This is a genomic window from Cellulomonas sp. PS-H5, from assembly GCF_019265565.1.
Classification (GTDB): Bacteria; Actinomycetota; Actinomycetes; order Actinomycetales; family Cellulomonadaceae; genus Cellulomonas.
Genome location: NZ_JAHVCI010000009.1, coordinates 21,919 through 39,626, shown reverse-complemented (window position 1 = coordinate 39,626; position 17,708 = coordinate 21,919). Strand labels below are relative to the sequence as shown.

The 17,708-nt window shown below is 76.4% G+C and carries 17 protein-coding genes; 11 read left to right on the top strand and 6 right to left on the bottom strand.

Annotated elements, in window-relative coordinates; genetic code table 11:
• Window positions 1–15 precede the first annotated feature (15 nt).
• The 4 genes from J5O08_RS05850 to J5O08_RS05835 all read left to right on the top strand — a co-directional run bounded on the left by J5O08_RS05850 (window position 16) and on the right by J5O08_RS05835 (window position 3,084).
• Window positions 16–438, top strand: a complete 423-nt coding sequence (locus tag J5O08_RS05850; protein WP_218705953.1) for a VOC family protein — start codon at window positions 16–18, stop codon at window positions 436–438.
• The gene (locus J5O08_RS05845) at window positions 405–2,306 is read left to right on the top strand and encodes a bacterial transcriptional activator domain-containing protein (protein WP_218705952.1); all 1,902 of its coding nucleotides are present in this window, start codon (window positions 405–407) and stop codon (window positions 2,304–2,306) included. Before J5O08_RS05850 ends, J5O08_RS05845 begins: the two co-directional genes overlap by 34 nt.
• 188 nt (window positions 2,307–2,494) lie before the next feature.
• Window positions 2,495–2,785, top strand: a complete 291-nt coding sequence (locus J5O08_RS05840) for a hypothetical protein (protein ID WP_218705951.1) — start codon at window positions 2,495–2,497, stop codon at window positions 2,783–2,785.
• A complete protein-coding gene (locus tag J5O08_RS05835; RefSeq protein WP_218705949.1) occupies window positions 2,782–3,084 on the top strand; it encodes a hypothetical protein in 303 nt (100 codons plus the stop codon). Before J5O08_RS05840 ends, J5O08_RS05835 begins: the two co-directional genes overlap by 4 nt.
• 22 nt (window positions 3,085–3,106) lie before the next feature.
• Here J5O08_RS05835 and J5O08_RS05830 read toward each other — a convergent pair whose 3' ends face one another.
• Both J5O08_RS05830 and J5O08_RS05825 read right to left on the bottom strand, forming a co-directional pair.
• On the bottom strand, window positions 3,107–3,883 hold the full coding sequence (locus J5O08_RS05830; protein ID WP_218705948.1) for a peptidase M10A and M12B matrixin and adamalysin: 777 nt from the start codon (window positions 3,881–3,883) through the stop codon (window positions 3,107–3,109).
• Window positions 3,884–4,163: 280 nt separating this feature from the next.
• Window positions 4,164–5,531: an NYN domain-containing protein gene (locus J5O08_RS05825; protein ID WP_218705947.1), complete on the bottom strand. Its 1,368-nt coding sequence runs from the start codon at window positions 5,529–5,531 to the stop codon at window positions 4,164–4,166.
• A gap of 80 nt (window positions 5,532–5,611) precedes the next feature.
• Here J5O08_RS05825 and J5O08_RS05820 point away from each other — a divergent pair, with 80 nt between their 5' ends.
• Window positions 5,612–7,165, top strand: coding sequence for a helix-turn-helix domain-containing protein (locus J5O08_RS05820; protein WP_218705946.1), 1,554 nt, complete (start codon window positions 5,612–5,614; stop codon window positions 7,163–7,165).
• On the opposite strand, the gene J5O08_RS05815 is transcribed toward J5O08_RS05820, so the two are convergent.
• The 4 genes from J5O08_RS05815 to add form a co-directional block, all read right to left on the bottom strand.
• Window positions 7,166–7,726, bottom strand: a complete 561-nt coding sequence (locus tag J5O08_RS05815; protein WP_218705945.1) for a hypothetical protein — start codon at window positions 7,724–7,726, stop codon at window positions 7,166–7,168.
• On the bottom strand, window positions 7,723–9,309 hold the full coding sequence (locus tag J5O08_RS05810; RefSeq protein WP_218705944.1) for a glycosyltransferase family 2 protein: 1,587 nt from the start codon (window positions 9,307–9,309) through the stop codon (window positions 7,723–7,725). Before J5O08_RS05810 ends, J5O08_RS05815 begins: the two co-directional genes overlap by 4 nt.
• 147 nt (window positions 9,310–9,456) lie before the next feature.
• The gene (locus J5O08_RS05805; RefSeq protein ID WP_218705943.1) at window positions 9,457–9,915 is read right to left on the bottom strand and encodes a PPC domain-containing DNA-binding protein; all 459 of its coding nucleotides are present in this window, start codon (window positions 9,913–9,915) and stop codon (window positions 9,457–9,459) included.
• Window positions 9,916–9,917: 2 nt separating this feature from the next.
• Entirely contained in the window at window positions 9,918–10,937 is a 1,020-nt protein-coding gene (add, locus tag J5O08_RS05800) for an adenosine deaminase (RefSeq protein WP_308281407.1), read from the bottom strand.
• Window positions 10,938–11,317: 380 nt separating this feature from the next.
• Here add and J5O08_RS05795 point away from each other — a divergent pair, with 380 nt between their 5' ends.
• Genes J5O08_RS05795 through J5O08_RS21560 form a run of 6 tightly spaced genes read left to right on the top strand, consistent with a single transcriptional unit; the run spans window position 11,318 to window position 17,660 of the window.
• Window positions 11,318–12,388 (top strand): ABC transporter substrate-binding protein, encoded by a 1,071-nt coding sequence (locus J5O08_RS05795; protein ID WP_218705941.1) that lies wholly within the window; start codon window positions 11,318–11,320, stop codon window positions 12,386–12,388.
• Window positions 12,385–13,245 (top strand): ABC transporter ATP-binding protein, encoded by an 861-nt coding sequence (locus J5O08_RS05790; RefSeq protein WP_308281406.1) that lies wholly within the window; start codon window positions 12,385–12,387, stop codon window positions 13,243–13,245. Before J5O08_RS05795 ends, J5O08_RS05790 begins: the two co-directional genes overlap by 4 nt.
• Complete coding sequence (locus J5O08_RS05785; RefSeq protein ID WP_308281405.1) at window positions 13,242–14,027, top strand: ABC transporter permease subunit; 786 nt, start codon at window positions 13,242–13,244, stop codon at window positions 14,025–14,027. Before J5O08_RS05790 ends, J5O08_RS05785 begins: the two co-directional genes overlap by 4 nt.
• Window positions 14,024–14,815: an ABC transporter permease gene (locus J5O08_RS05780; protein ID WP_218705940.1), complete on the top strand. Its 792-nt coding sequence runs from the start codon at window positions 14,024–14,026 to the stop codon at window positions 14,813–14,815. The genes J5O08_RS05785 and J5O08_RS05780 overlap by 4 nt, the downstream gene beginning before the upstream one ends.
• Window positions 14,812–16,461 (top strand): amidohydrolase family protein, encoded by a 1,650-nt coding sequence (locus tag J5O08_RS05775; protein ID WP_218705939.1) that lies wholly within the window; start codon window positions 14,812–14,814, stop codon window positions 16,459–16,461. The genes J5O08_RS05780 and J5O08_RS05775 overlap by 4 nt, the downstream gene beginning before the upstream one ends.
• Window positions 16,458–17,660, top strand: coding sequence for an alanine racemase (locus tag J5O08_RS21560; protein WP_218705937.1), 1,203 nt, complete (start codon window positions 16,458–16,460; stop codon window positions 17,658–17,660). The genes J5O08_RS05775 and J5O08_RS21560 overlap by 4 nt, the downstream gene beginning before the upstream one ends.
• Window positions 17,661–17,708: the final 48 nt, after the last annotated feature.

Genomic DNA, 17,708 nt, shown 5'->3' with positions numbered 1-17,708 from the left:
GACAAGGAGCCCGTCATGCCCACGCGCCTCAACCCGTACCTCGGCTTCCGTGACAGCGCGCGGGAGGCCATGGAGTTCTACCGGTCCGTGTTCGGCGGCGAGCTCACCGTCAGCACCTTCGGGGACTTCCAGGCCAGCGACGACCCGGCCGAGAAGGACAAGGTCATGCACTCCCAGCTCGAGACGCCCGGCGGCCTCGTGCTCATGGCGTCGGACACCCCGAACGCCATGCCGTACACCCCGGGCGACAACTTCTCGGTCTCGCTCAGCGGCGGCCCGGACTCCGAGGCCGAGCTCCGCGGCTACTGGGACAAGCTGTCCGACGGGGGCAACGTGGTCGAGCCCCTGGCCACGGCCCCGTGGGGCGACGCGTTCGGGATGGTGGCGGACAAGTTCGGCACGATGTGGCTCGTGAACATCGCGGGCGACGCGGGCTGACCCCGGGGGCGGTCGCACTGCTCGGCCCGCCGCAGATCCGGCGGGCCGAGCCGCACCCGCCTGCGCCACCGGGCCCGCGCGGGAGCAAGGCGTGGCTGCTGCTCGCCTACCTGGTGCTGGCCGGCCGCGGGGTGCCGCGGAGCCGGCTGACCGGCCTGCTGGTCGGTGACGCGGACGACCCCGGGGCGGCGCTGCGGTGGAACCTGTCGCAGCTCCGGCGCGCGCTCGACGGCCTCGCGGACGTGGGCGGGGACCCGCTCGTGCTGGACCTGCGGCCCGGCACCGTCGTCGACGTCCGGGTGCTCGCGTCGGGGGCGTGGGCGGACGCCCTCGCGCTCCCGGGGTTCGGCGGCGGGCTGCTGGAGGGGCTGACCCCGCGGGGCAGCGCCGCGCTCGAGCTGTGGCTCGCCGCGGAGCGCGAGCGGGTCGCCGGTCTGACCGCGGCGATCCTGCACGAGGCCGCGCACGCCCGGCTGGCCCGGGGCGACGCGGCGGGGGCCGTCGACCTCGCGGCGCGGCTGGTCGCGGCCGAGCCGCTGGCGGAGCGCGGGCACGAGCTGTGGGCCCGCGCGCTGGTCGCGGCGGGGGACCGGGCCGGCGCCGAGCGGCGGGTGGCCGAGTGCCGGGCGCTGTTCCGGCGCGAGCTCGGGGTCGAGCCCTCGCCGAGCCTGGCGGCGGCGCTGCGCTCGCGCGACCTCGCCGGTCTCGGTCCGCGGGTCCCGGGTGCCGGCGGGCGGCGGGGCGGGACGGGGCTGACCGCGTCCGGCACGCCCGGCACGCCCGCCGCGGTCGACGCCGCCGTCGAGGGCGGCGAGGGTGCCGCGCACGTCGGGGCGTACGAGCGCGCGATCGACCTGCTGCGCGCCGGGGTGGACGGGGCCCGGGACCTCGGCGACGACGCCCGGCTCGCGACCGCGCTGGGCGCGCTCGGCCGGGTCCTGGTGCACGGCGTCCGGGGGAGCGACGAGGAGGCGGTCGCGGTCCTGCACCAGGCGCTCGTCGCGGCGCGGCGCAGCGGGTCCGCCGACGTGGCTGCCCGCGCCGCGCTCGAGCTCGGGCACGTCGAGACGCTGCGCGGGCGGTACCCGCGCGCCGGGATGTGGTTCCGCCGGTCGCGGGAGCTGGGCGGTGACGACGCCCGGCTGGGGGCCTGGGTCGGGGTGTTCGACGGCATCGGCCGCAGCGACCAGGCCGACTACGCCGGGGCTGCGGCGGCCCTCGCGGAGGCGACCGAGGACGCGCGGTCGGCGGGCGACCTGCGCGCCGAGGCGTACGCGCTGACCGCGCTCGGCCGCCTGCGGGTGCTGCGCGACGAGCCGGGCCCGGCGCTCGCGGCCCTGGACCGCGCGTGCGCCGTCGCGCAGGACCTCGGCTGGACGTCGTTCCTGCCCTTCCCGCGGTCGCAGCGCGCGGAGGTGCTGCTCCGGGCGGGCGACCTCGCCGGCGCCGAGGCGGGGTTCGAGGGCGCGTACGCCCTGGCGTGCCAGGTCGGCGACCCCTGCTGGGAGGGCTACGCGCTGCGCGGGCGCGGCCTGCTCGCGGCGGCCCGCGGCGACGACGCCGCCGCGCTCGACCTGCTGACGGCCGCGCCCGGTGCGTGCCGCCGGCAGCGCGACGCGCACGACTGGGTGGAGGCGCACTGCCTGGACGCGCTGTGCGGGTTCGCGGTGCCGCGCGAGGTGCCCGGGGCGGCGGCGTGGGTCGACGAGCTGGAGGGGTTCGCCGCGCGCCGGGGGATGCGCGAGCTCGTGGCCCGGGCGGGCCTGCACCGCGCGGCGCTCGGGCAGCCGGGGGCGGCGGAGCACGCCGCCGCCCTGGTCGCGGGGATCGACAACCCGGCCCTGGCCGCCGAGCCGATCCGGGGCTGACGGGCTTCGCGCGGCGGTCCGCGGGGCACTCGCGCCGCGGGCGGACCCGCGCCCCGGGCGTGCGCCGGGACGACCACAGGCGTCCGTCACCTGCGGCGTCCCCAGGACGTGCGCGGGTCGTCCGCGGCCCGGTTCCGCGGATCCGTACGGTCGCCTCTCTCGGATCGGGGGTGGGCGTGCACGACAACGTGCGTTACATTCGGTGGACGATCGTGGAGCTGGCGTGGACCCGGGACGCCGAGGACCACATCGCCCGGCACGCGGTCGCGCGGCAGGACGTCGAGGACGTGCTGGGCGGGCGGTACTGGCGGGCCCGGGGTCGCTCCGGCACCGCCCTCGTGTACGGCCGCACCCGGGGTGGCCGTCGGCTCCTGGTCGTGCTCGCCCCCGGGCGGGACGGTGCGGCCGAGGTCGTGACCGCCCGGGACCTCACGCCCGCCGAGCGGCGCGCGCTCCGACGGAAGGAGACGGCACGATGACCGAGAGCGTCCGGCGCCTGCGCCGGCACTACGACCGCACCGACACGAGCGCGGAGCTCGCGTCGGCGGAGCCCGTCGAGCCCGGCGAGGGCCGCATGGTCGGCATCACGATCCGGCTGCCGCAGACCACCCTGGACGCCGCGCGCGCGGTGGCCGACGAGGAGGGCGTGAAGGTCACCGCGCTGCTGCGCGCGTGGGTGGAGCAGCGGCTGGCGGAGCGCGTGGACGACCGCACGGTGGTGCCGGTGGCGGACCTCCGCAGGCTGATCGCGCGCGCGGCGCGGCGGCACCCGGGCTGAGCGGGCGGCTCGTACGCCGGGGTCAGACGCCCGGGGCGCACGCGCCCTGGCCGAGCGCCGCGAGGCCCGCCAGGTCACCGGCCTGGAACGTCGAGACCGTCGCGACCGGGTTCATCAGCTGGGTGGGGTCGTCGACGTGGTCGAGGCCGACGAGGTGCGCGAGCTCGTGCCGCAGCACCGCGGGCCACGGTGTCGAGGTCAGGCCCGGCCGGAGCAGGTCGGTGTCCAGGTAGACCGCGCCCGTCACGTGGGACGTCCGGCCCCGCGCGTCGGTCACCGACTGCGGGCCGCCGACCCCCACGACGTCGCCGGCCAGCGACGGCACGGTCGCCGCGTCGGCGAACCGGACCAGCACCGGCGCCCACCGGTCGCCGTACCGGTCGGGGAGGAACGCGTCCCGGTCCGGGTCGGCGGGCTCCACGACGACGCCGTCGTCGACGAACGTCAGGCCGGTCGCCGCGGCGAGCTCGGCGGTGGCCGCCTGCACCTGGGCGGCGAAGTCCGCGGGCGCCCCGGTCGGGTCGACGACGACGTGGATCGGGCGGCAGGGCGACCACGTCACGGGAACCGTGGCCCCGGTGCTGTCCCGCTGGGTCGCGAGGAACGCGTAGGAGGTCGCCGGCGTCGCGGGGACGACGGCGGGGGCGAGCCGTCCCTCCGCCTCCTCGACGCCCGGGCGCGGGTGGTCGCGCGCGGACGCCGGGACGAGCGCGAGCCACGGGGCCCCGACGCCGAGCGCCGGCAGCCACCGGGTCCCGTAGACGGCCGCGACCGTGAGCACGACCAGCCAGGGCAGCACGGTCGCGGCGCGCCGGCGCCGCCGCGCTGGCAGCGGCGCCGGGGCCGGCGACCACGCGCGCGGGTCGGACGACGGGGACCAGCCCGGCGGGGGTCGGTCGCGGCGGCGGAACGGCACACCGTCCCATCGGCCGCCGGGGTGGGCGGGTTGAGCCGCGCCGCGCGGCGGGGTCGACGCCGCCTACGCCTTCCGGCCCCGCCGCCGGTGATCGTGGTGGGCGGGGCCGGAAGGCGTAGGCGGGGCGGAGACGCGCGGAGGCGGGCCCCGCCCCGGCGGCGGCTCAGTCCTCCAGGTCGTCCAGCAGGCCGCCACCGACCCAGTCGTCGATCGCGACCTCGTCGGCCTCGGTCAGCTCCATGCGCGCGCCGCGGCAGAGCCCGACGACGTTGTCCGCCCAGGCCTCGGCCACGTCGACCGCGGTGACCGAGTCGTCCAGCTCGAGCCCGACGTACAGCACGCCCGAGATCACGGTGTTCACGGTCGACCGGCCCACGGCCGCGCCGGCCGCCTGGCAGGCGTCGCGGACCCGGCGGGCGGTCGCCGTGCGCTCGAACGGGTGCGCCCGGACGTCGTCGGCGAGGGCCGTGAGCAGGACGCGGTAGTTGTCCTTGCTGAGGCCCGGGGTGTCGGTGACGGCCACGACCTGGCGCTGCAGCGCGGACGAGTCCGTGCCGGGCGCCGCGGCGCCGGGCAGGTCGGCCTCGCCGAACCGCTTCGGGTCCCACACGTACCCGGGGGACGGCCGCGCGGCGACGCCGAGCTCCGGGACGGCCGCGGCGAGCCACGGCAGGAAGCCGCCGGTGCCGGCCCAGCGGGTGCTCGGGAGCGTGGGGTCGGCCTTCTGCGCGGCCTGCGCCACGGCGCCGGTCGGCACGGGGCGGTCGGCGGACCGGACCCGCTGCAGCACGGCGCGGCGCGCGGCGAGCGAGCCGGCGGAGCCCGTGGCCGCGGCCGGCTGGTCCTCGCGGCGGGCGCCGCCCCGGGAGCCGGACCCGTCGCGCGCGGGCTCCGGTGCCGTCGGCGCGCTCGGCTCCGGCCCGGTCGCCGCAGGCTCGGCCTCGGGGCCCGGCGGCACGTCCGCGGCCTCGGCCGCGCCCTGCCCGGCCGTCACCAGCTCCGCCAGGTCGTCGGCGGTGATGACCGTGTCCGCGACGGCCCGGTACGCGCTCGCCGCCGGGCTCGCGGTGATGATCGTGACCCGGCGGTCGGCGGCGCGGCACCGCTGCACGAGCGGCGTGAAGTCGGCGTCGGCGGAGACGATGACGAACTCGTCGTACCGGGTGTCGGCGTCCAGCGCGTCGACGGCGTCCAGCACGAGGTTGATGTCGGCGCTGCTCTTGCCCTGCTGGGTCAGCGACGGGCAGTCGACGACCTGGAAGCCGGCGCGCGTGAAGTTCGGGCGGAACCGGCTGAAGACCGAGGGGTTGAGGTAGCAGGCGCGCACCAGGAACCGGCGGGTGAAGTCGCCGTCCGCGTCGCTGCCGCTCTCCAGCTCGGCGAGCCAGTGGCCGGGGTCGGTCGCGAACGCCTCGGCGGCGTCCGGGTCCAGGCGGCGCAGGCCGATGTAGACGTTGTCGAAGTCGACGAACATGGCCGTGCGCAGGCGGCGCGGCACGTCGGGGCGGCTGGTGTCGAGGGCTGACGTCACGTCGCCATCCTGCCGCGAAACCGGCCGGGCCGCCCCGCTCGTACACTGTCCCGGTGCCGAGCGGGACCAGGTGGTGAGCAGTGGACGTCCGTGACCTCCTGGCCGCACCCGACCTCGGGCTGAGCGTGGTGGCCGCCGAGCCGGACGCGCTCGACCGGCCGGTGACCGCCGCGTACATCACCGACCTGCCCGACCCGTCGCGGTTCCTGTCGACCGGTGACGTGGTGCTCACCAGCGGCCTGTGGCTCGACCGGCCGGACGGCGCGGCGGTGTTCCTCGGCGCCCTGGCGCAGCAGAACGTGGCGGCCGTCGTCATCGGGCTCATCGAGATCGGCGTGATCCCCGACGAGGTCATCGCGCTCTGCCGCGCCCGCGGGCTCACGCTGCTCACGGTGTCGCCCGGGGTGTCGTTCCGCCGGATCGCCGACGAGATCGCCGCCCGGCAGCCGGGCTCGGCCGCGGGCCTGGCGAACCGGACGATGCGGTTCAGCCGCCGGATCGCCGACACGGTGTCGCGCGGCGGCGGGGTCGCCGAGCTGCTGGCGCAGTTCACCGCGGAGTTCGCGGTCGGCTGCTGGGTCATCGACGAGACCGGGATGCTGCTGGCCACCGCGGGCGCCGCCCCGGACCGCGCGCAGGTCGCCGAGCAGTGGAACGCCGTGATCGCCCGGGAGCACGACAAGCGCGTGATCCTGCCCGGCGAGGGCACGGAGCACGGGCCGGCCACGATCGTCCGGACCGGCGCCCGCGACCGGTCGGGGTTCTTCGGCTGCTGGGGCGACCACCGGTCCTTCTCGGACGAGGTGGCGCTCGCGCTGGACGCGGTCGTGGGCGCGCTGCGCGTCGAGATGGAGCTCGCCGCCCGCTGGCGCGAGACCCGGGACGCGCAGGTCGCCGCGCTGATCACGGCGATCCGCGACCAGGAGGCGTCCCCGGGCGCGATCTCCGCCCGGATGCGCCTGGAGGGCATGGCCCCGTCGGACGAGACGACGATCGTCGCGGCCCGGGTCGACGACCCGCGGTTCCCCCGCGCGGCGGTGCTCGAGATGCTGCAGCGCACGCTGACGGCCCGGGGGCACCGGGTCCTGGGCTGCCGTTTCGACGACCAGGCGATCCTGCTGGTGAACGGTGCAGGCGACGACGAGCGGCCGCTCGCCGAGCACCTGGCCGAGGAGTACCTGCTGCTGCTCGACGGCCGGCAGCTGCGCGTCGGGATGAGCGACCCGGTCAGCGGGGTCAGCCGGCTGAACTCGGCGATCGCGACGGCGGTCGAGCGGGTGCAGAACGCCTCGGGCCCCGAGCCCGTGGTGGTGTCGACGTCGCTGCACGTGCAGACGCACCGCGCGCTGCTGCGGATGCTCGGCGAGAGCACCCGGTCCGGTTACGCCCGCGAGGTGCTGGCGCCGCTGCTGTCCTACGACGAGCGGCACAACGCGGACCTGGTCGGCACGCTGCGGGCGTTCCTCGACGGCGGCGGCGCGTGGCAGGAGACCGCCCGGCAGCTGCACCTTCACACGAACACGCTGCGCTACCGGATCGCCCGCATCGAGGAGCTGACCAACCGCGACATGAGCACCATGTCCGACCGGGTCGACCTGTTCCTCGCGATGACCTGCCTGGACGAGACGGAGTAGCTACCCGGCGGCGGGCAGCGCCGGGGAGGCCACGACGTAGAGGTTGCTGCTCCAGCCCCAGTCCGCCAGCAGGGCCGAGCCGTCGAACCACGCCCGGTCGCCGTCGGCGAGGTGCACGCCCGCGGCGCCGCCCGGGACCGCACCCCGGTCGTCGACGCTCGCGACGAGCGCGAACTTCGTGCCGTTCGAGTAGTACAGGTAGTGCTTGGCCCCGTACATCGTCCGGCAGCCGCCGCCGGTCCCTGCCGGGTCGCGCGGGATCGCCTCGATCGCGGCCTCCCGCTCGAGGTCGGCGAGGAACGCGACGTCGGCGTCGCTGTCGAACCGGCCCTCCGCGCAGGTCCCGGAGCTCACCGGGTAGCCGCCGTGCTCGTCGGCGTACCGCTCGAGCGCGGCCGCCAGCCGGTCGAGGTCCGCGACCCGCTTGGCGTCGCCCCGGGGGAGGGCGCCCGCGCCGGTGATCGTGGGCAGGACGACCCCGACCAGGGCCGCGACGAGCGCGCCGGCGAGGAGGACGACCAGCGCGACGAACCGGACCCGGGTGGGGACCGGCCGGGTCACGGGGTCACCACGGCGCCGCTGCGGGCGGCCGACCCGGCGGCGACCGGGACGTCGGCCGACCCGCTCCGCTGGGTGGGGATCAGCGGCGCGGGCGCCGCCGCGACCGGCACCGCGGCGGCCGACGCCGCCACCGGCGCGACCACCGTCGCGGACCCGGCACGGCCCCGCGCCCCCGGCGCCGCCTTCGGCGTCGGCTTCCACGCGACCTCGCGGATCCCGGCGGCCCACTTGAGCACGGCCACGAGCGGGCCGGCCGTGTCGACCACCCCGGCGAACGGGGTGGCCAGCAGCACGAGCACGTGGTCGCGCGCCTTCTGCGCCCGGCTCAGCCCGGAGTACCGCAGGTTGTAGAACAGCCCCAGCTGGTTGCTGCCCAGCCACATCAGCAGCCCGGCTCCGGTGACCACGCCGTAGACCGACAGCTCCGGCGCGGCGACGCCGAGCGCGTCGCCGGCGAGGGCGCGCGTCGCCAGGACCCCGAGCACCACGGCGTTCGAGCCCAGCGCGAGCAGCGACACCGCGAACCCGAGCGCGTAGGTGAGCACCCGCAGCCGGATGACGACGCCGATGTGCCAGCGGTCGCGGCGGGACAGCCGGGACCAGTCGGCCTGCGCCCGCACGTGCGCGAGCGCCTGCAGGGAGCCGAACACCCAGCGCTCGCGCTGCTTGTAGGCGGCCTTGAGGGTGAAGGGCGGCTGCTCGACCATCTCCGCGTGGTGCCAGCCGAAGACGTCCGGGCCGAACCGCAGGTACGCGCCGAGGCCGAACACGAGGTCCTCGGCGATGAGCGGGGCGCCGTCGAGCGTGCCGATGTCCCAGCCGATCTCGTTCTCCAGGTCCTGCCGGATGACGAGGTTGGAGCCGTGCAGGTGCATCGGCGGCGGGCTGGTCATCACGGTGTAGCACTCGTGGCAGCCGAACGGGCGGCTGGACTCCATCGCCTTGTTCAGCAGCGTCGCCCGGTCCCAGTCGAGCCCGTAGGAGATCATCCCCTCCGAGATGCCGACGGGGTGGTCGGTGAGCCGGTGCACGAGCCGGGCGAGGTTGTCCGGGGTGAGCACGGACTCCTCGTCGAAGTGGACCACGTAGCAGTCGTCCGGGTCCGCCCGGTGCTGCTCCACCATGTACTCCAGCGCGCGCGCCTTGAGCCGGGTGCCCTTCGGCGTCGCGTAGTCGGGCGGTAGCAGGAACGGCCGGACGGGCACGCCCGCGTCGCGGTACCGGTGCGCGAGGGCGGCGACCTCGCCGGCGTCCTCGGTGACGACCTCGACCCGGACGACCCGGCGCAGCGCGGGGTACCGGGCGACGCCCTCGAGCACCTGGTCGATCCCGCGCTCGACGACCGGCAGCGCGCCGCCCTTGGTCGTGATCTGGATCAGGAACCGGTGCGTGCGCCCCGCGTCCTGCGCGCAGGCCCGCGAGAGGCGCAGGTCGGAGTCGGTGAGCCGCACCCGCGAGACGTGCCCGTGCGCCGTGGCGCGGACCACCGTCGACCAGTAGTAGAGGTAGGTGAGGACGAGGAGCACCATGGCCCCGAACAGGAGCCAGCCGACGGGCGACAGGGGCGGCAGCAGGCGCGTCATGCGACGAGTGCGGGCGCGAGGGCGTGCAGGGGCATGCGGACCTGTTCGGCCGGCGCGCGGGCGGGCGGAGCCACCCGACCGGGTGAACGCCCCCGGAGCCGCCCGGCCTGGGTGCCAGCACCCCCGAGGTGGGCGTGGACCCCGGCGTCAGGCGAAGTGCATCGTCGGGATGCCGTACGCGCGCGGGTCCGGCACGCGCAGCAGCGCCGGCGCGACGACCTCCTCGACGAGCACCTCGACCGTGTAGTGCGTCTCGGCGCTCAGCACGTGCCCGGCGAACCCCGCGGCAGCGGCGTTCTTCACGCCGACGGCCAGGTGCAGGTGCGGCGTGGGGGTGCCGGTCTCGGCGTCCCACAGGATGGTGCCGCTGCCGATGCCCTCGGTGTAGGTCACGGTGACCTCGTGGGGGAGCGGCGGCTCCTGGTCGTCGACCGGCACGTCCGCCGCGATGAACCGCGCCGTGCGGAACGCCCCGGAGAACACGGGGACGAAGCCCTGCCGGATGCCGTGCGCGCGGCACGCCTCCGTCAGCGCCGCCAGCACCTCGTCGCCGGGTTCCAGCACGACCGCCACGCGCCGGCCGGTGGTCACCTCGGTGCTCCGCACGCTCAGACCTCCGCCGGGTCGAGGGCGAGCGCGGGCACGGCGGCGCCGATCCGCTCCGCGTGCGCGCGGATCTCGGCGAGCAACGCGGCCTTGCCGGCGTCGGGCAGGAACGACGACGCGACCGCGTTCGCGGCGAGCACGCCGACCTGGTCCTCGGTGACGGTCCCGGCGGCGACCAGCGCGCGCACGTTGTCGTCCAGGTACCCGCCGAAGTAGGCCGGGTCGTCCGAGTGCACCGACGCGCGCAGGCCCTCGTCGAGCATGACCGCGATCGGGTGGTCCGCCAGGTCGGGCCCGGCGGTGCGCAGCGCGAGGTTGGACAGCGGGCACACGGTCAGCGGGGTGCGGGTGGCGCGCAGGTGGGCGACGAGCTCGACGTCCTCCAGCGCGCGGTTGCCGTGGTCGATCCGCTCCGCGCCCAGGATGTCCAGGGCCTCCCAGACGTAGTCCGGCCCGCCCTCCTCGCCGGCGTGCGCGACGCGACGCAGGCCCTCGGCGGCGGCGCGCTCGAACACGTCGCGGAACAGCGACGGCGGGAAGCCGACCTCGCTGGAGTCCAGGCCGACCGCGAGCAGCAGCGACCGGTGGGGGAGCACGGCCTCGAGCGTCGCCATCGCCGCCTCGGGGCCGAGGTGCCGCAGGAAGCAGACGATCAGCCCGCCCGACATGCCGTGGACCGCGCGGGCGTCGGCGAGCGCCGCGGACAGCCCGAGCAGCACGTCCTCGACCGGGACGCCGCGCTCGGTGTGCGACTGCGGGTCGACGAAGATCTCGGCGTGCCGGACGCCGGCCGCGGCCGCCCGGGCCAGGTACCGGGCGCCGAGGTCCTGGAAGTCCTGCCGGGTGCGCAGCACGTCGAGGTTCGCGTAGTAGACGTCCAGGAACTCCTGCAGGTCGCGGAACGGCGCGCCCCGCCCGGCGCCCGCGGGGACGGGCAGCCCGTTGCGGTCCGCCAGCGCGCGGATGAGGTCGGCGTCCAGCGTGCCCTCGATGTGCACGTGCAGTTCAGCCGTCGGCCACACGTCCTGCTCCCGGTCGTTCGTCGTTCGTCGGTCGTCGCGGAGGTGTCGTCCACGCTTGCCGGGAAGCCAACCACAGGGCCGTGGCCTGCGGCCTCGTGCGATCCACCAACGACCGGAGGCGGTCCCGGGGCGAGGGGCTGGGCGATCCGCCGGGTGCGCGGCCGCACGCCCTCGTCGTGTGACGCGCACGTGACGCGCTCGGTGGGTCGCACAACGGACCGCACCGCCGAGGCGGGTCGAGTTCGGAGGATCCCACATGGCGACGGCCGAGCCCGGGCCTGTCGAATGGGGGCAGTCGCCGGGTCGCCCCGGCGCGACCCTCCCCCTGGCACCGCGGCCGCCCGTAGCCGCGGGCGCCGCACGACGTGATCGAGGTTGACGTGACCCGCTCCTTCACCGCGCGCCCCCGGCGCCGGATCGCCGGCCTGGCCGCCGCCGTGGCCGCCGCCGGCCTCCTGCTCTCCGCCTGCTCCTCGGACGACACCGCCGGCTCGACCGGCGACGCGTCCGGCGCCGCCGAGTCGTTCGACGCGGTGAGCGTCCAGCTGTCCTGGCTGAAGAACCAGCAGTTCGCCGGCGAGTACCTCGCGGTGGAGGACGGCCTGTACACGGACGCGGGCTTCGCGGACGTCACGCTGACCGCGGGCGGCTCGTCGGCCACCTCGGCCGAGGCGGCCGTCGCCTCCGGCCAGGCGTTCGTCGGCCTGTCCTCCCCGCTGATCACCGCCCCGGCGATCCAGAGCGGCGCCGCGCTGAAGATCGTCGGCGCGACCTACCAGCAGAACCCGTTCGCCCTGGTGTCGGCCGCCTCCGCGCCGATCGAGGGCCCGGACGACCTGGCCGGCAAGACCATCGCCGTGTCCGACTCGAACACGCTGGTGTGGAACGCGTTCCTCGCGGCCAACGACATCGACGCCGCCGAGGTCACCACGGTGCCGCTGTCCGACACCTCGATGCTCACCACGGGTCAGGTGGACGGCTTCATCGGCTACACCACGACCGGCGCGGCCGCGCTGTCGGCGGCGGGCTTCGACGCCACCGAGTTCCTGCTCGCCGAGAACGGCCTGCCGATGGTCGGCGAGGTGCTGGTCACCTCGCAGGAGGCCATCGACGAGCGCCCCGAGGAGGTCAAGGCGTTCCTGCTCGCCACGGCCGAGGGCTGGCGCGCCGCGCTGGACGACCCGGAGCGCGCCGTCGACCTGACGGTGAACACGTACGGCAAGGAGCAGCAGTACGACGCCGACGCGATCACGCTGTCCTTCGACCGCCAGGCCACGCTGATCGAGTCCGACGAGACCGCGACGAACGGCCTGCTCACCGTCAGCGACGAGCTGCAGGAGGGCACCATCGCCTCCCTCGGCTACGCCGGCGTCGACATCACGGCCGACGAGCTGTTCGACCTCTCGCTCCTCGACGAGGTCTACGCCGAGAACCCGGACCTGCTCTCGTGACCGACCCCCAGTCCACGCCCGCCCCCGTGCTGCCGACCCCCTCGGCCGCGGGGGCGGGCGTGCCCACGTCCCCGGCCCCCGGCATCGAGATCACCGGCCTGGGCAAGGAGTTCCGCTCCGGCCGCCGGTCCGTGACCGCGCTGGAGGACGTGAGCCTGTCCACCCCGCGCGGCTCGTTCCTGTCGCTGCTCGGCCCGTCCGGCTGCGGGAAGTCGACGATCCTGCGCATCCTCGCCGGGCTCGAGACGCCGACGTCGGGCACGGTCGCCGTGAACGGCACGCCCGTCGCGACCGGGAAGCGCGCCGACGGCATGGGCATCGCGTTCCAGGACCCGGCCCTGCTGCCGTGGCGCTCGGTGCAGAAGAACATCCGGCTGCCGCTGGAGATCCAGAAGCGCAAGGACGACGGGATCGTCGACGAGCTGATCGAGCTCGTCGGCCTCACGGGCTTCGAGAAGGCCCGGCCGGCGCACCTGTCCGGCGGCATGCGGCAGCGCGCGTCCATCGCCCGGGCCCTCGCGGTGCGGCCGGACTTCCTGCTGCTGGACGAGCCGTTCGGCGCCCTCGACGACATGACCCGGCAGCGGCTGAACTTCGAGCTGCAGCGGATCTGGACCGAGCGCTCCGCGACCACCCTGATGGTCACGCACGGCATCGCGGAGGCGGCGCTGCTGTCCGACTACGTCGCCGTGATGTCGGCGCGGCCGGGCCGGATCGTCGAGATCGTCGAGATCCCGTTCGAGCGCCCGCGCACGCCGGAGATGATGCGGACGCCCGAGTTCCACGAGGTGGTGGACCACCTGTCGGGGCTGCTGTTCTCCCCGGGCGGCGCCGCCGCGGCCAGGGACGCCGAGTGAGCGTCGCCGTCGCGCGGTTCCGCGGCGCCCTGGCCCGCCCCTGGGTCGGCGGCACCGTCGGCATCGTGCTGCTGGTCGCCCTGTGGTGGGCGATGACCGCCGGCCTCGAGAACAGCACCTCGTTCCCGTCCCCGGTCGACGTGGCGCGCTCCGCGGTCGCGGACGGCTGGCCGTTCTACGAGGCCAACGTCGTCCCGACGCTGAGCCGCGCCGCGCAGGGCTACCTGTGGGGCAACCTCGCCGGCCTGGCGCTGGCGGCGGTCGTGCTGGTCGTGCCGCGGCTGGAGGACGTCATCACCCAGATCGGGGTCATCTCGGCGTGCCTGCCGGTGACCGCGATCGGCCCGATCGTCATGGTGATCTTCGGCGGCCGCGCCTCGGCGATCTTCCTCGGCGCCCTGCTGGTGTTCTTCACGACGCTCGTCGGCGCCATCCTCGGGATGCGCTCGGCGAGCCGCAGCTCGCTGGACCTCGTCGCCGCGTACGGCGGCGGCCGGTGGACGCAGATCCGCAAGGTCCAGCTCATGTCGGCGCTGCCGGCGATCGTCACCGCCCTGCAGGTGGCGGTCCCGGCAGCGCTGCTCGGCGCCGTCGTCGGGGAGTACCTCGGCGGCATCGACGCGGGCATCGGCGTGGCGCTCAACGCGGCGCAGCGCCAGATCCAGCCCGACCGGGTGTGGGCGCTGAGCATCCTGGCCGGTCTGATCGCGCTCGGCGGCTACGCGCTCGTCGGGCTGGTCGGGCGGGTCCTCACCCCGTGGGCGAAGGAGAAGCGCGGATGAGCGGCGGGACGGGGCGGTTCGTCGCCCGCCGGGTCGGCACCCTCGCGGCGGCCGTGGTCGTGGCCCTCGCGCTGTGGGTGGCCGTGCTCGAGGCGTTCGACGTCAGCCCGCTCATCGGCAAGCGGCCCTGGGACGTGTTCGACTACGTCGTCACCGCCGAGGGCGCCGCCGACCACCGCGCGACCATCGCCGCCGACCTCGCGGTCACGGTCCGGGACGCCGGCATCGGGTACGTCGTCGGCCTCGCCGCGGCGTTCGGCCTCGCCGTGGTGTTCTGCGTGTCGCCGGTGCTGGAGCGCATCGTCATGCCGACCGCGATGGTGCTGCGGTCGATCCCGCTCGTCGTGCTGACGCCGCTGATCACGCTGATCTTCGGCATCGGCCAGGCGGGCGTGACCGCGATCGTCATCCTCGTGGTGTTCCTGCCCGCGCTCGCGAACATCCTGTACGGGCTGCGGAGCGTGTCCGGGGAGCACCGGGACCTGGTGCTCGCGTACGGCGGCTCGTCCTGGACGGTGCTGCGCAAGGTGGCCCTGCCGGCGGCCGTGCCGTCGACGCTGGCCTCCGCGCGGATCGCCGTCCCGTCCGCCGTGACCGGTGCGATGATCGCCGAGTGGCTGTCGACCGGCCAGGGCCTCGGCGGCGCGATCTCCAAGGCCGCGGGCTCGTTCGGCTACGACGCGATGTGGGCCTCGGCGATCACGGTCGCCGCGGTGACGATGCTGGCGTACGCGGTGCTGAGCATCGTGGACACGCTGGTGCAGGAGCGGATCGGGCAGCTGTCGTGAGCAGTGCCGGGGCCCGCGCGGGTGACGTCACGCTCGTCCTGCGCGGCGGGACCGTCGTCGACGGCACCGGCGCCACCCCCGTGGTGGCGGACGTGCTCGTCGCCGGCGACCGGGTCGCGGCGGTCGGCCCGGGCCTCGCCGCCTCGGCGCCCGCCGGCGCGCGGGTGGTCGACGCCGCCGGCCTGGTCGTCGCGCCCGGGTTCATCGACGCGCACACCCACTCGGACGTCGTGCCGTTCATGGCCGAGGCCCAGCCGTTCAAGGTGCTCCAGGGCGTCACCACCGAGGTGGTCGGCAACTGCGGCAACTCGGCGGCCCCGCTGGTCGACGACCGCGCGGTGGACCTGCACCGGCCGATCTCGTCGACCGTCGCCGCCGGGGTGTCCTCCTGGCCGCGCACGTTCGCCGAGTACCTGGACGCCGTCGAGGAGCACGGCCCGACGACGCACGTCGCGTCGCTGGTCGGGCACCACACGCTGCGGATCAGCGCGAACGGCATGGCCGAGGCGCTCGCGCCGGGCGCGCTGGACCGGATGGCGGAGCTCGCGGACCAGGCGTTCGCCGACGGCGCGTTCGGGTTCTCGACCGGCCTGATCTACGCGCCGGGCGTGTACGCGGACACCGACGAGGTCGCCGCCCTCGCCGCGGTCGCCGCCCGCTGGGGCCGGCCGTACGCCACGCACATGCGCGACGAGGGCGACGGCCTGGCGGACTCGCTGGCCGAGACGTTCGACGTCGCCCGGCGCACGGGCGTCCGGGTGCAGGTCTCGCACTGCAAGGCCGCCGGCCGGCGGAACCACGGGCGCGCGGGCGAGCTGCTCGCGGCGCTCCGTGCCGCGCGGGCCGAGGGGGTCGACGCGCACGGCGACGCGTACCCGTACACGACGGGGGAGAGCTTCCTCACCGCGCTGCTCCCGGCCGAGGCGCAGGTCGGCGGGCGCGCCGAGCTCGTGCGCCGGCTGTCCGACCCGGCCACCCGCGCCGCCCTGCTCGAGCGCGCCCTGGCCGGCGGCCCGGGCTCCGGCTCCTGGACCCAGACGACCCCCGCGGGCGTGCTGCTGTCGATGCACACCGACGCGGGCCTGCTCGGCCGGAGCGTCGCCGACGTCGCCGCCGAGCGCGGCCTCGACGCCTGGGACGCGCTGTGCGACCTCGTGCTCGCCGACCCCGGCGCGATGATGGTCTACGAGCTCATGGCCGAGGACGACGTGCGCGCGATCCTCGCCGACCCGCTCATCGCCATCGGCTCGGACAACTCGGTGCCGGTCGGCAACGCGCACCAGCGCGGCTGGGGCTGCTTCCCGACGGTGCTCGGCCGGTACGTCCGGGACCTCGGCGTCCTCGAGCTCGCGGAGGCGGTCCGGAAGATGACCTCGCTGACCGCCGACGCGCTCGGGCTGCCCGACCGCGGCCGGATCGTGCCGGGCGCGATCGCGGACGTGGCCGTCTTCGACCCCGCCACCGTGGGGCACCCCGGGACGCCGCAGCGGCCGTGGGAGCGCCCGACGGGCGTGGTGTGCACGGTGCTCGCCGGGACCGTCGTCGTCGACGGCGGGGAGTTCACCGGGGTGCGCGCGGGGCGGGTGCTGCGGGCGGGCCGGCCCGAGCCGGTCGGCCGGTCGGCCGCCACGGGAGCCGGCGCGTGAGCGGCCGGCACGCCGCCGGGTCCGGGGCGACCGCCGCCGCGGCCGCCACCGACCTCGAGCTGCCCGCCATGCTGCTGCGCGACGACGCGATCGAGCACAACGTGCGGGTGATGGCCGACTGGTGCCGCGCCGCGGGCGTGCAGCTCGCCCCGCACGCCAAGACGCACATGTCCCGCGACCTGGTCCGCCGGCAGACCGCTGCGGGGGCGTGGGGCTTCACCGCCGCCACCCCGGCGCAGGTGCGCACGCTCGCCGGCTGGGGCGTCGGCCGCGTGCTGCACGCGAACGTCCTGGTCGACCGCGGGTCGATCGCCTGGGTCGCCGAGCACCTGCTCGCCGCCGGCTCCGCGACCGAGTACCTCTGCTACGTCGACAGCGACGCGGGCCTGGACCTGCTGCTGGCCGAGCTCGACCGGCTCCGGCCCGACCGGCCGCTGCCGCTGCTGCTGGAGCTCGGGTTCCGAGGCGGGCGCACGGGCGTGCGGGACGACGTCGCCGCGCTGGCGCTGGCCGGCCGGGTGGCGGGCGCCGAGCGCGTCCGGCTCGCGGGCGTCTCCGCGTTCGAGGGGCTCATGCCGGTCGGCGACGACCCCGGTGCCCCGCCCGGGGCCGCCGACCTGCTGGCGCGGGTCCGGGCGCTGGTCACCGCGATCACCGAGGGCGGCCTCGTCGCCGGCGTCCCCGTGGTCACGGCCGGCGGCTCCTCGTACTTCGACCTGGTCGCGCGCGAGCTCGGCCCGGCGATGTGGGACCAGCCGGTCACGACCGTGCTGCGGTCCGGCTGCTACGTGACGCACGACCACGGCGTCTACCGGCGCACGTCGCCGCTCCGCGCCGACCGGGGGTCCGCGACTCTGCGGCCCGCGTTCGAGCTGCGCGCGAGCGTGCTGTCGGCCCCGGAGGACGGGCTGGTGATCGCCGGGTTCGGGCGCCGCGAGGCGCCGACCGACGACCGGCTGCCGGTGGTGCTGGGGGTCGCGGGGGGCGCGGCCGACGCACCCGACGTCGCCGAGTGGCAGGTGACCGGCGTCAACGACCACCACGCCTTCCTCCGCGTCCCGCCGGGCACCCGCGTGGCCCCGGGTACCGTGCTCCGGCTGGGGATCAGCCACCCGTGCGGCGCGTTCGACCGGTGGCGGCACCTCCCGCTGGTGGACGCCGAGGACCGCGTCGTCGGCGAGATCACGCCCCGCCTCTAGGGCGCCCGCGCGCCCGCCCGCCCCCCGCCGGGGACCTCCCCGGCCCGC